The 12,669-nt window shown below is 62.2% G+C and carries 14 protein-coding genes; 7 read left to right on the top strand and 7 right to left on the bottom strand.

Annotated features, from left to right (window positions below; all coding sequences use genetic code 11):
• Positions 1-8 precede the first annotated feature (8 nt).
• The 3 genes from ACKLNA_RS09065 to ACKLNA_RS09055 all read right to left on the bottom strand — a co-directional run bounded on the left by ACKLNA_RS09065 (position 9) and on the right by ACKLNA_RS09055 (position 2,587).
• A complete protein-coding gene (locus ACKLNA_RS09065) occupies positions 9-764 on the bottom strand; it encodes a uroporphyrinogen-III synthase (RefSeq protein WP_408985668.1) in 756 nt (251 codons plus the stop codon).
• Complete coding sequence (hemC, locus tag ACKLNA_RS09060) at positions 761-1,702, bottom strand: hydroxymethylbilane synthase (RefSeq protein WP_248739857.1); 942 nt, start codon at positions 1,700-1,702, stop codon at positions 761-763. The genes ACKLNA_RS09065 and hemC overlap by 4 nt, the downstream gene beginning before the upstream one ends.
• A 138-nt stretch (positions 1,703-1,840) precedes the next feature.
• Complete coding sequence (locus ACKLNA_RS09055; RefSeq protein WP_085708933.1) at positions 1,841-2,587, bottom strand: LytTR family DNA-binding domain-containing protein; 747 nt, start codon at positions 2,585-2,587, stop codon at positions 1,841-1,843.
• Between the two features lie 471 nt (positions 2,588-3,058).
• Between ACKLNA_RS09055 and argH the strand changes: the two genes are divergently transcribed.
• Positions 3,059-4,453 (top strand): argininosuccinate lyase, encoded by a 1,395-nt coding sequence (gene argH / locus ACKLNA_RS09050; RefSeq protein WP_103368168.1) that lies wholly within the window; start codon positions 3,059-3,061, stop codon positions 4,451-4,453.
• Positions 4,454-4,512: 59 nt separating this feature from the next.
• Here argH and ACKLNA_RS09045 read toward each other — a convergent pair whose 3' ends face one another.
• Positions 4,513-5,172 (bottom strand): glutathione S-transferase family protein, encoded by a 660-nt coding sequence (locus ACKLNA_RS09045; RefSeq protein ID WP_408985667.1) that lies wholly within the window; start codon positions 5,170-5,172, stop codon positions 4,513-4,515.
• Positions 5,173-5,295: 123 nt separating this feature from the next.
• Between ACKLNA_RS09045 and ACKLNA_RS09040 the strand changes: the two genes are divergently transcribed.
• The 3 genes from ACKLNA_RS09040 to ACKLNA_RS09030 all read left to right on the top strand — a co-directional run bounded on the left by ACKLNA_RS09040 (position 5,296) and on the right by ACKLNA_RS09030 (position 9,055).
• Positions 5,296-5,580 (top strand): hypothetical protein, encoded by a 285-nt coding sequence (locus ACKLNA_RS09040; protein WP_408985666.1) that lies wholly within the window; start codon positions 5,296-5,298, stop codon positions 5,578-5,580.
• 191 nt (positions 5,581-5,771) lie between these two features.
• On the top strand, positions 5,772-6,017 hold the full coding sequence (locus ACKLNA_RS09035; protein WP_007951883.1) for a TIGR02647 family protein: 246 nt from the start codon (positions 5,772-5,774) through the stop codon (positions 6,015-6,017).
• 194 nt (positions 6,018-6,211) lie between these two features.
• A complete protein-coding gene (locus tag ACKLNA_RS09030) occupies positions 6,212-9,055 on the top strand; it encodes a class I adenylate cyclase (RefSeq protein WP_408985665.1) in 2,844 nt (947 codons plus the stop codon).
• A gap of 7 nt (positions 9,056-9,062) precedes the next feature.
• Here ACKLNA_RS09030 and rnk read toward each other — a convergent pair whose 3' ends face one another.
• From rnk to cyaY, 3 genes are all read right to left on the bottom strand, one after another.
• Complete coding sequence (gene rnk / locus ACKLNA_RS09025; RefSeq protein ID WP_408985664.1) at positions 9,063-9,473, bottom strand: nucleoside diphosphate kinase regulator; 411 nt, start codon at positions 9,471-9,473, stop codon at positions 9,063-9,065.
• A 128-nt stretch (positions 9,474-9,601) separates the two neighbouring features.
• Positions 9,602-9,820 (bottom strand): DUF1289 domain-containing protein, encoded by a 219-nt coding sequence (locus ACKLNA_RS09020; RefSeq protein ID WP_085708928.1) that lies wholly within the window; start codon positions 9,818-9,820, stop codon positions 9,602-9,604.
• Position 9,821: 1 nt separating this feature from the next.
• Positions 9,822-10,154 (bottom strand): iron donor protein CyaY, encoded by a 333-nt coding sequence (gene cyaY, locus ACKLNA_RS09015; RefSeq protein ID WP_114886277.1) that lies wholly within the window; start codon positions 10,152-10,154, stop codon positions 9,822-9,824.
• Positions 10,155-10,393: 239 nt separating this feature from the next.
• On the opposite strand from cyaY, the gene lptM reads away from it, so the two are divergent.
• Genes lptM through dapF form a run of 3 tightly spaced genes read left to right on the top strand, consistent with a single transcriptional unit; the run spans position 10,394 to position 12,668 of the window.
• Positions 10,394-10,576 (top strand): LPS translocon maturation chaperone LptM, encoded by a 183-nt coding sequence (gene lptM / locus ACKLNA_RS09010; RefSeq protein ID WP_119426778.1) that lies wholly within the window; start codon positions 10,394-10,396, stop codon positions 10,574-10,576.
• Between the two features lie 9 nt (positions 10,577-10,585).
• Complete coding sequence (lysA, locus tag ACKLNA_RS09005; RefSeq protein ID WP_260521491.1) at positions 10,586-11,833, top strand: diaminopimelate decarboxylase; 1,248 nt, start codon at positions 10,586-10,588, stop codon at positions 11,831-11,833.
• Positions 11,834-11,837: 4 nt separating this feature from the next.
• A complete protein-coding gene (gene dapF / locus ACKLNA_RS09000; protein WP_408985663.1) occupies positions 11,838-12,668 on the top strand; it encodes a diaminopimelate epimerase in 831 nt (276 codons plus the stop codon).
• Position 12,669 lies beyond the last annotated feature (1 nt).

Here is a 12,669-nt window from a genome sequence, read left to right as displayed (position 1 = left end):
CCTTTGCATTAGAGAACGGGCACGGGATGCTCCCGTAACGCCGTCAGCAAGGCCGCGGCACTGGCGCCGCGACAATCCACAACTGTTCGGGCCCCGGCGGCACGTGCCTGCTCGGCGACCCTTGGGCTTGGAACAAACAACGGCATCTGCGCAAGCGCCGGCCATGTATCACCGGCCAATTGACGCAGGTGCTCAAAACCCTGTCCACTGCTGACCACCAGCCCGTTCAGGCGTTCCGCCTCAATCCGTCGGGGCAGTTCCCGCGGCGGATAGTCCGGCAGGTCACGGCGGTACAGTTCCAGATACTCGACACTAGCACCAAGCGCGCGCAGGCGCTCGGCCAGCAGCTCCCGACCGCCCTCTCCGCGCAGGATCAACACCTGTGCGCCGGGCTGTGCAACGACCTCGAGCAGACGCGGCAATTGCAGCAAGGCTTCGCTGTCATCGCCTTCGTCGGGGCAATGCGCATCGAGACTCCGATCTCGAAGAATCTGCGCCGTCGCTGCGCCAACACTGAACCAGGGCATGGCCGGCACGGCATCGATCAATTGCACAGCGATGCGCGCCGCCGGTTTGCTGACCACGATCACTGCGCTGTAGCGCGACAACCCGGCGAACGTCTGGCGCATTGTGTCAGAGACCGGCAGCGGCGCGATTTCCAAAAGCGGCAGGCAACTGCTGAAAACCCCCTGCCCGGCCAGCATCTCGGCCAGCGCCTCGCAATCGTCAGCGGGGCGCGTCAGCAGCAGGCGCCAGGTCGTCACTCGTGACCTGCCTCGCCGTAGACAGCCTTGAGAATGTCGTCGGCACCCTGGCGCAGCAAATCTTCAGCGACTTGCACGCCCAGCGCTTCAGCGTCAGAGCGCGGCGCCCGGGCTTCGGCACTCAACAGCTTGCCGCCGCTCGGCTCGCCGACCAGGCCACGCAGCCACAATTGCTCGCCTTCGAGCACGGCATAACAGGCGATCGGCACCTGGCAACCGCCATTCAAATGTTTGTTGAGGGCACGTTCGGCGCTCACACGGTCAGCCGTATCGGCGTGATGCAAAGGTGCGAGCAAGGCATGGATTTCGGTGTCGGCACTGCGGCATTCGATACCGACTGCGCCCTGGCCACCGGCCGGCAGGCTGTCGTCGACGCTGATCGCAGAAGTGATGCGATCTTCGAAACCGAGGCGAATCAGACCGGCCGCCGCGAGGATGATCGCGTCGTACTCGCCGGCATCGAGCTTGGCCAGACGGGTGTTGACGTTGCCGCGCAGGAAGCGGATTTCCAGGTCCGGACGACGGGTCAGCAACTGTGCCTGGCGACGCAGGCTGGACGTGCCGACGATGCTGCCGGCCGGCAACGCATCAAGGCTGGAAAAAGTATTGGAGACAAAGGCGTCGCGCGGGTCTTCGCGTTCGCAGATGCAGAACAGGCCGAGGCCTTCGGGGAAGTCCATCGGCACGTCTTTCATCGAATGGACGGCAATGTCGGCTTCGTTTTCCAGCAGCGCGGTTTCCAGTTCCTTGACGAACAGGCCCTTGCCACCGATTTTCGACAGGGGGGAATCGAGCAGCTTGTCGCCGCGACTGACCATGGGCACCAGCGTCACCAGCAATCCCGGGTGGGCTGCTTCCAGACGGGCTTTGACGTATTCGGCCTGCCAGAGGGCCAGTGCACTTTTGCGGGTGGCGATGCGGATTTCGCGAGAGGACATGGATCAATCCGTACTGAATAGATACGGCGGATAATAACAGCTCAGCCAAATCCACTTTGACCTGAATCAGAAACGGCGTGGCCTCCCTGGCCGGCAATGCCTGGTGAAGAGAATAGTAAACCGCCCGACGCCCTCGGGCTAAAGCCCTTGCATCATCTTGCGCACGCCCGCCACATGGCGGCGGCTGACGATCAGCGCGTCACCGTTCAGGCCCTTGAGGAACAACTGGAAGTGGCCCAGCGGCGTCCGTTGCAAGCGCTCGATGCGGTCGCGGGCGACCAGCGCATTGCGGTGGATCCGCACGAAGCGCTCGCCGAACTCGTCCTCCAGCGCCTTGAGCGGCTCGTCCAGCAGCACTTCACCGGCTTCGTGACGCAGGGTCACGTATTTGTGATCGGCAATGAAATACACCACCTGATCCAGCGGGATCAGTTCGATGCCTTTGCGGGTGCGGGCGCTGATATGACTGCGCGGGCCATTGCCGCTTTCGGCGGCGGGACGGGTCAGGGCCGATAGCTGAGCCCGATTCGGACGTTCGGCCCTTTTCAGGGCTTCCTGCAGATGTTCGGTTCTCACGGGTTTCACCACATGGCCCACGGCGCTGGCCTGCAGGGCCTCCAAGGGAAATTCATCGATACCGGAGCAGAACACCACGGCGGGCGGGGTTTCGCGTTCGCACAGCCGGGCAGCCACTTGCAGGCCGTCGAGGCCCGGCATGCGGATATCGAGCAGCACGATATCCGGCTTGTGGCTGTCGATCAGTGCCAACGCCTCTTCGCCATTGGTGGCGCTGGGCTCCAGGACTGTGTAGCCCTCGAGCTCGCTCACCATTCGGGCGAGGCGCTCGCGGGCCAGTGGTTCGTCATCAACGATCAGGACATTCATATTGCGCTGGATTCCTGCGTGAGTCTCGCACAAGGATAGCGTAGACAAGTGGAGTGACGTCCGTCACCGCGATCCACGCTAAGACTAGCGCGAGCGCCAAAAAGTGCCGTACGTCGGCCGGCAATATTTGCCGACACCCGGGACGCACCCCTCGAAGCTCGCGTCTGTCTGCGTTTTACGCAGGGTATGCCGATGGTCAAAACACCCACCCCTCTCTTCTTATAGTCGGCGACCAGACCTTTGCACGATCCACAGTCGTGCCGACCCTTAGTCCTACTGTAGACGCTCGTCGGGCCGATATTGCTCAATCGGAAAATATCCTTGCGCAAATCCCCCGGAACCGGCGGCGACTATGAACGCAGAGATGAGAAAAAAACGTATCGACCAGTGTCAACGACAGGATTGGCAACCCTGTTATTATCCGCGCCAGCGTTTCACGCCTTCTTTCTTCAAGCCGATACGAGCGAATTCATGAGCACTGACAAGACCAATCAGTCCTGGGGCGGCCGCTTCAGTGAACCCGTCGACGCCTTCGTCGCCCGCTTCACCGCCTCCGTCACTTTCGACCAGCGCCTGTATCGCCACGACATCATGGGCTCGATTGCCCACGCCACCATGCTGGCCAAGGTCGGTGTGCTGACGGATGCCGAGCGCGACAGCATCATCGATGGCCTGAAGACCATCCAGGGCGAAATCGAGGCCGGCCAGTTCGACTGGCGCGTGGACCTCGAAGACGTGCACATGAACATCGAGGCACGCCTGACCGACCGCATCGGCATCACCGGCAAGAAGCTGCACACCGGCCGCAGCCGCAACGACCAGGTCGCCACCGACATCCGTCTGTGGCTGCGCGACGAGATCGACCTGATCCTGGCCGAGATCACCCGCCTGCAAAAAGGCCTGCTGGAGCAGGCCGAGCGTGAAGCCGCGAGCATCATGCCGGGCTTCACCCACCTGCAGACCGCCCAGCCCGTGACCTTCGGGCACCACATGCTGGCCTGGTTCGAAATGCTCAGCCGCGACTACGAGCGTCTGGTCGACTGCCGCAAGCGCACCAACCGCATGCCGCTGGGCAGCGCCGCGCTGGCCGGCACCACCTACCCGATCGACCGCGAATACACCGCACAACTGCTGGGCTTCGACGCTGTCGGCGGCAACTCGCTGGACAACGTGTCCGACCGTGACTTCGCCATCGAATTCTGCTCGGCCGCCAGCATCGCGATGATGCACCTGTCGCGCTTCTCCGAAGAGCTGGTGCTGTGGACCAGCGCGCAGTTCCAGTTCATCGATCTGCCGGACCGTTTCTGCACCGGCAGCTCGATCATGCCGCAGAAGAAAAACCCGGACGTACCGGAGCTGGTACGCGGCAAGACCGGCCGTGTGTTCGGCGCCCTGATGGGCCTGCTGACCCTGATGAAAGGCCAGCCGCTGGCCTACAACAAGGACAACCAAGAAGACAAGGAACCGCTGTTCGACGCCGCCGACACCCTGCGCGACTCGCTGCGTGCCTTTGCCGACATGATCCCGGCGATCAAACCGAAACACGCGATCATGCGTGAAGCGGCGCTGCGCGGTTTCTCCACCGCCACAGACCTGGCCGACTATCTGGTACGCCGTGGCCTGCCGTTCCGTGACTGCCACGAGATCGTCGGCCACGCCGTGAAGTACGGCGTCGACACCGGCAAGGATCTGGCGGAAATGAGCCTGGAAGAACTGCGTCAGTTCAGCGACCAGATCGAGCAGGACGTGTTTGCCGTGCTGACCCTGGAAGGTTCGGTGAATGCCCGTGACCACATCGGCGGCACTGCGCCGGCGCAGGTCAAGGCTGCCGTTGCTCGCGGTCAGGCATTGATCGCCAGCCGCTAAAAGCATCGCGGGCAAGCCGAATCATCGACTTGCCCGCGAACTCGCTTCAGAACAAATTTCTATTTTTTGGCTGCGATCATCGCCAAAAATGTCGGCATCGCCGCTTCCTTGTCCGCTGCAATCTTCTGCACATGCGGATTCTGCTCAAGTCGCTCCAGCAACGCCTTGGCCTTCGGCATGTCCGCCAGCAGATCCAGACCAAACAGCTTGTGCCCCACCGCAGCCGCCAGCGGCACGCTGTAGAGGAAGTACAGGTCAGCGATGCTCAGGCTGTCGCCCGCCACATACGGGGCGAACTTGCCGTGGCGGCCCAGCGCCGCAAAACCCAGCAGCAATTCAGACTTGGTCTTCTCCTTGATCGCCTCCGGCAGCGCCGCGCCGAAGAACGCTTCGCCGTAACAGGCCCGGGCCGGCAGCTCGATATACAGCTCGATTTCCTTGGCCACCGCCAACACTTGAGCGCGCGCAAACGGCTCGGCCGGCAGCAGCGGAACACCCGTCCGGGTGCTTTCGAGGTATTCGAGCATCACCATCGTTTCATTGATGTAGCCACCTTCAGCCCCCAGTACCGGCACCTTGCCGCGTGGGCTGATGGCCAGAGATTCCGGCGTTGGCGTCGGGTAGAAGGTGACCTCCTCGAACGGCAGGCCCTTTTCCAGCAGCGCCAGTTTGACCATGTTGTAGTAGTTACTGACTGAGAATCCGTAGAGCTTGAACATCACATAGCCTCCAGGCCGTGCGGGGTGGGCAGTGCCTGTTTATAGATCGCTCCGGGGAATCCCGCCAGCAGCATCACGCCGCTGAATGCGGGTAAACTGGCGCCTTTCCTTGAGGAGCCTGCCATGAGCGAGCCGACAGACATCGATAACGACGAAGAAGAGTTCACCGAGAGCACTTTGATCGAAGCCATCGAAAACCAGATCGAAAGCGACAACCCGCCTGCAGCCAAGGCCACGTTCAACAAACTGACCCTGGTCGGCTACGAGCGCGAAGACATCCTGAACCTGATGGCCCACGTGCTGGCCTACGAAATCGACGCCATGCTCGATGAAGACCGCGCGTTCAATACCGAATGGTACGAAGCGGCCCTTCGCGCCCTGCCTGAGTTGCCACCGGAAAAGCCGTAACCGGGCAACCCGATGTGGGAGCAGCCTGGCTCCCACACAATTTGTCACCCTTCCTTCAGGCCTTCCCCCGGCCCCTGACTACACTGGAATCCACCCCCGAGACAAAAACCCTGGCGCACACTGGACACGCCGCGCCGGCAGGTTCACCTTAGGGGCGCTGTCGTCCAATTCCTAGAAAGTCTGGAGTCCTTATGTCGCTTACCCCTGAGTTGGTTGCCGAACTGGAAGTCCTCGCACTCTTCAACCTGGACAGTTCCCAGGAAGGTCTGAAAATTCATCAGACCGCTGCCCCGAAGCACATTGCTGCTGCACAACGCCTCTTTGAAAAAGAACTGACAGACCAGCCTGATGGCGGTTACCTGACCAGTCTCGGTCGCGATGCCGCACAAAACGTGCAGACCGTACTGACGATTCTGAAAGAGCAACAAACCGCCTGACCCTCCCGACTTTGCCCACGGAAACCTCCGCCACGGGATTTCCGCGGGCCAGCCCGGCCGCACGCCATCACCGCGCGATGGAAATCTGGCGTCAAAAAACAAATTCAGCTTAATGCTCGCGCTGCACAGGCGCTAAACTCCCTCGCATTCCGTGACCCTCTGCCTCCGAGCCCTGCGAGCCGGTTTGAGTCGACATGACCCGCACCCATGAAATCCGCCCCGACCTGGACGAGGGAATCGACCGCAAGGTACTCAGCCAGCTGCGCGCACGCTTTCTCAAACTCAACGAAGGCCGCCTGAACCGGGCCCTCGAAGGCCTGTCGACGCGCCAGCAAAGCGTGCTGACCCTGTTGCCGCTGTTTTTCCACGTCAATCATCCGCTGCTGCCCGGTTATGTCTCGGGCAGCACGCCGGCCGGGTTGTCGAATTACGAACCGGATGCCGATGCTCTCGCCGAAGCCCAGCGCCTGACGCGCTCGTTTTCCTACAAGCCGCGCCACGGCAGCAACCCGCCGCGACCGATTCACGGACTGTTCCTGATGGGCAGCCTCGGCACCCTGGCCCAGGCCGACCAGAGCGACATGGACGTGTGGGTCTGCCACGCACCCGACCTGAGCGACAGCGAACTCGCCGAACTGCGCAAAAAATGCCAGTTGCTCGAAGCCTGGGCCGCGGGCCAGGGCGCAGAGGCGCATTTCTTCCTGATCGACCCGGTGCGTTTCGTCAAAGGCGAGCGTGATACCCAGCTCAGCTCCGAAGATTGCGGCACCACCCAGCACTATCTGCTGCTGGACGAGTTCTACCGCACGGCGATCTGGCTGGCCGGGCGCACGCCGATCTGGTGGCTGGTGCCGGTCTACGAAGAGCGCGCATACGACCAGTACACCCACACCCTGATCTCCAAGCGTTTCATCCGCAACGATGAAACCCTCGACCTCGGCCCACTGGCGCACATTCCGCCGGGCGAGTTCGTGGGCGCCGGGCTGTGGCAGTTGTTCAAGGGCATCGAGTCGCCTTACAAGTCGGTGCTCAAGCTGCTGCTGATCGAGGTCTACGCCAGCGAACATCCGCAGGTGCAGTGCCTGAGCCTGCGCTTCAAGCAGGCGGTATTCGCCAACCGGCTCGACCTCGACGAGCTGGATCCGTACATGGTGGTTTACCGCCGGATCGAGGAATACCTCACCGCGCGCAATGAACCCGAGCGCCTGGAACTGGTACGCCGTGCGCTGTACCTCAAGGTCAACCGCAAGCTCACCGGCAACACCCGCACCCAGAGCTGGCAGCGCTCATTGCTGGAAAGACTGGCCAGCGAATGGCACTGGGACCAGCGGCAACTGGCTTTGCTCGACAGCCGCAGCCAGTGGAAAGTGCGGCAGGTCAGTGCCGAGCGCCGGGCTCTGGTCAACGAGCTGAATTACAGCTATCGCTTCCTGACCCAGTTCGCCCGCACCGAACAGACCGTCAGCCTGATCAACAAACGTGATCTCAACGTTCTCGGCCGACGCCTGTACGCCGCGTTCGAACGCAAGGCCGACAAAGTCGAGTTCATCAACCCCGGCATCGCCCCGGACCTGGCCGAAGACACCCTGACCCTGGTGCAATCGCCGAACAAAAAGGAACCCGGGCAAACCCAGTGGGGCCTGTACAACGGCAGCCTGACGGCGCTGGAGTGGGAACATTTCGCGCCGATCAAGCGCAGCCGCCAGTTGCTGGAACTGCTGACCTGGTGCCACCGCAACGGCGTGATCGACAGCAGCACCCGACTGGCCCTGCACCCCGGCACCAGCGACATGAGCGAGTTCGAGCTGTTCAATTTGCTCGGCAGCCTGCAACAGAGCATCGCCCTGCCCTTGCCGACCGTTGCCGAAGAGCCGCTGCTGCGCGCCAGTGTGCCGAGCGAAGTGCTGATTCTGGTGAATGTCGGGGTCGATCCGCTCAAGCATCACCGCGACCTGAACATCCTGATGACCACCGAACGCACGGACTCCCTGAGCTATGCCGGCGTGCGCGAGAACCTGGTGCTGACCCTCGATCAGGTCACGCTCAACAGCTGGAACGAAGTGCTGGTCAACCGCTTCGACGGCCCGCATGCGCTGCTCGACTGCCTGCGCGATTACCTCAACAACCTGCCGCGCGGACCGCAGCAGCCCTCGCTGCGAGTGCGTTGCTTCTGCCACAACCGCGCGCAATTCATCGCCCGCCGGGTGGAGGAGATCGTCGATACCGCACAGAACCTGCTGCTCAGCGACTTGAATCACCGCTACCTGATTCAGGTGCAGCAGCACTATCACGTACTGGAACTGGTGCCGGGCCAAGTCAGCCATGTCGCCCTCGCCACCCTGCCGGCACTGCTCGATTACCTCGGTGAGGAGCAACCGCGCTACAGCCCGCTGCACCTGGACCCGATGGCGCTGGAAGACCACGACCTCGCGCTGATCCTGCCAATGGGCCAGCCCGAATGCGTTCAGGTGTTTTACCGGATCACCGAGCAAACGGCCGAGCTGTACGTGCTCGACGAATTCAACGCACTGTGGCAACAGCATTTGCCCTATCACGACGAGCAAAGTCTGTTGGTGCCGCTGCAGCGCTTCCTGCAATCGATCCAGTTCCGGCGCGAAGCGCTGCTGCCCATGGATTCGAACCACGCCGCCAACCTTGAAATCTTGTATTACCAGTTATTGCCGTCAGGGCCGGGACGCGCACGACGGGTCGAAATGCGCCCGGCGCCGCAGACGCCAGTCAACAAACCGTTCTACGACGTGCAGGCGATCATCGGCAAAGCCGCACCGGGCGAAGTGCAGGTCACGTTGTATTGCAATCAGCGGGAATTCTGCGAGCTGGAACATGGCGACCAGTTGTTCAGCGTGGTCGCCCGGGAAATCGTCGGGCAGCGCCGGGAAACCGAGCGCTACCGCTGCTACATCACCGACCTGGACCTGTCGGGCGTGATCGGTGACGGGCAGAGTTCGAGCAATCTGTATCTGCGTTACAAGGCCGACCTGGAACGCTCTCTGAACGAAGCGCTCGAGCAGGTCTGAGGCAGGGTTATTCCGGGAAGTCGCCGCCATTGGCCGGCTGCGATTCGACTTCCAGCAAGGTCAGCTTCAGGGTCTTGCCGCCCGGTGCGGGCCAGTCGATATGCTGACCGACCTTCAGGCCCAACAGCGCGCTGCCGACCGGAGCGAGGATCGAGATTTTGCCTTCGTCGGCGTTGGCGTGTTTCGGATAGACCAGCGTCAGGTGGTAGTCCTTGCCACTGCCTTCTTCGCGACAGTGCACACGGGAATTCATCGTCACGACATCGGCGGGCACTTCATCGTGGCCGACCAGGGCATCGGCGCGGTCCAGCTCGGTTTGCAGCGCGATCACGCCCGGCAGCGAGTCATCCAGGCTGTCGATCAGGCGTTCCAGACGTTGCACGTCCAGACGGGTAAGGGTGATGGAAGGTGCGGTCATGATCCGGGCAGACTCCTTTCTTCTGCACACAAAAAAAGCAAAACCCCGCCAAAAAAGACGGGGTTTTCACCAGGCCTCGATGGGTTGAGGCGTTTCCGGACACTATCACAGCTCAAAAAATATACAAGCTACGCTCCGGCGAGCTGCCGGCGTTGCATCGCCTGCGCGCAGATTACCCGGCGGCGCTCGTCATCGGCCGACCGCCATTCGCGGATGTCTTCGACATGGCGCATGCAACCGAGGCAGACTTTCTGCTCGTCCAGCCGACACACGCCGGTGCACGGCGAAGGCACGGCCGGGCTGACGTTGCTGTAGAGCGGCTTGGCAGGCCGTGGCGCGGTCGTCATCTCAGATTTCGTCGAAATCGAGTTTTTCGCCGGCGCGCTCCCAGACGATGCGCTCCAGCATTTCGCCCAGCAGCTCTTCGGTTTTCTCGCAGACCCACTTGCCGGCCTGCTCGTCATAGTCGAAATGGAAACCACCGGAACGGTCAGCCAGCCACAACTGACGCAGAGGCTCCTGACGGCTGAAGATCAACTGACTGCCGTTGTCGAACTTGATAGTCAGCACACCGGCCGAGTTCTCCATGTCCAGATCCAGGCCACTTTCGTCAAAGATGTCCTCCAGCGCTTGCTGGGTGGCATCGACCAGATCATGGAAACGGGCTTCGGACAAACTCATTGCGGCAACCTCAAAAAATGTCTGATCAGGCTCAAGCGCCGCAAGATACGGTCGCGGCCAGCCGATTGCAAAGGATAACGACCAAGCGCCCTGCCCGGCGACGAAATATGCACCCGTCATGCAGGAAAGTTTTCCGCGCCGCAGCCCGAGCCCCGCCGGACGGGAGTTCCGTCGCATAGGCAAGCTGCCGGGTGGCCGGTATACTCCGGCGCAATTAACGCATATTCAAGGATTTCGCCATGAAGCGCCTGATCTCTTCCATTGCTGCGCTCGCTTCGCTCGTCGCTTTTGCCTGCTTGATTTCGGCCTGCGGTCAGAAAGGCCCGCTGTACCTGCCCGATGAAGATCAGGATCCGGCTGCACAAGCCCAGTCTTCGCAAAAGCAGCCGTCCAAAGCACACAAGCACGACGTTTACCAATAAGGGATCGCCATGGACGCTTTTAACTACCGTGGCGGGGAACTGTTCGCGGAAGGTGTGGCGCTGTCCGCCATCGCCGACCGCTTCGGCACACCGACCTACGTCTACTCCCGCGCCCACATCGAGGCCCAGTACCGGGCCTATGCCGATGCGCTGGCCGGCATGCCGCACCTGGTGTGCTTCGCGGTCAAGGCCAACTCCAACCTCGGCGTCCTGAATGTCCTGGCCCGTATCGGCGCCGGTTTCGACATCGTCTCCCGTGGCGAGCTGGAACGCGTCCTGGCCGCCGGCGGCAGTCCTGACAAGATCGTGTTCTCCGGTGTCGGCAAGACCCGTGACGACATGCGTCGCGCGCTGGAAGTCGGCGTGCATTGCTTCAACGTCGAATCCACCGACGAGCTGGAGCGCCTGCAAGTAGTCGCCGCCGAACTGGGCGTTCGCGCACCGATTTCCCTGCGCGTGAACCCGGACGTCGATGCCGGCACCCACCCGTACATTTCCACCGGTCTCAAAGAGAACAAGTTCGGCATCGCCATCGCCGACGCCGAAGACGTGTACGTGCGTGCCGCACACCTGCCGAACCTGGAAGTGGTCGGCGTCGATTGCCACATCGGCTCGCAACTGACCACCCTGCCACCGTTCCTCGACGCCCTCGATCGCTTGCTCGATCTGGTGGACCGCCTGGGCGATTGCGGCATCCATCTGCGCCACATCGATCTCGGTGGTGGCCTGGGTGTGCGCTACCGCGATGAAGAGCCGCCGCTGGCTGCCGACTACATCAAGGCTGTGCGCGAACGTCTCGACGGTCGTGATCTGGCGCTGGTGTTCGAACCGGGCCGCTTCATCGTCGCCAATGCTGGCGTGCTGCTGACCCAGGTCGAGTACCTCAAGCACACCGAGCACAAAGACTTCGCCATCGTCGATGCGGCGATGAACGACCTGATCCGCCCGGCCCTGTACCAGGCGTGGATGGACGTGACGGCTGTCAAGCCGCGCGACACCGCTGCACGCAAATACGACGTGGTCGGCCCGATCTGCGAGACCGGCGATTTCCTCGCCAAGGATCGCGAACTGGCGCTGGAAGAAGGCGACCTGCTGGCCGTGCATTCCGCCGGGGCCTACGGTTTTGTGATGAGCTCCAACTACAACACTCGCGGCCGTGCCGCCGAAGTGCTGGTAGATGGTGATCAGGTATTTGAAGTGCGCCGCCGCGAGACCGTGGCCGAGCTGTTTGCCGGCGAAAGCCTGCTGCCGGAGTAACCCCATGCTGCTGCGTTTTACCAAGATGCACGGCCTGGGCAACGACTTCATGGTCCTCGACCTGGTCAGCCAGCACGCGCACATTCAGCCCAAGCACGCAAAAATGTGGGGCGACCGGCACACCGGCATCGGTTTCGACCAGTTGCTGATCGTCGAGGCGCCGAGCAACCCGGATGTGGATTTCCGTTACCGGATCTTCAACTCCGACGGCTCCGAAGTCGAACAGTGCGGTAACGGTGCGCGCTGCTTCGCCCGCTTCGTGCTCGACAAGCGCCTGACCGCCAAGCGGCAGATCCGCGTCGAGACCAAGGGCGGCATCGTCGAACTGGACGTGCGTAACGACGGCCAGATCGGCGTGAACATGGGCGCACCGCGTCAGGTGCCGGCGGACATTCCGTTCCAGGCGACCGAGCAGGCCCTGAGCTATCAGGTCGACGTCGACGGTACATCGGTGGAACTGGCGGCAGTGTCGATGGGCAACCCCCACGCGGTACTGCGCGTGCAAGACATCAACACCGCACCGGTGCATGAGCTGGGGCCGAAGATCGAACACCATCCGCGCTTTCCGGCGCGGGTCAACGTCGGTTTTCTCCAGGTCATCGACCGTAATCGCGCACAACTGCGCGTCTGGGAACGCGGTGCCGGGGAAACCCAGGCCTGCGGCACCGGCGCCTGTGCTGCTGCTGTAGCTGCGATCAGCCAGGGGTGGATGGATTCGCCGCTATTGATCGACCTGCCGGGCGGGCGCCTGTCCATCGAGTGGGCAGGTCCCGGCCAACCGGTGCTGATGACCGGTCCGGCAGTGCGTGTATACGAAGGACAAGTCCGTCTTTGAG

The organism is Pseudomonas sp. UV AK001, from assembly GCF_046097675.1.
Classification (GTDB): Bacteria; Pseudomonadota; Gammaproteobacteria; order Pseudomonadales; family Pseudomonadaceae; genus Aquipseudomonas; species Aquipseudomonas kribbensis.
The sequence above is the reverse complement of the archived record's forward strand: the minus strand, read 5'-3'. Positions and strand labels throughout refer to the sequence as shown.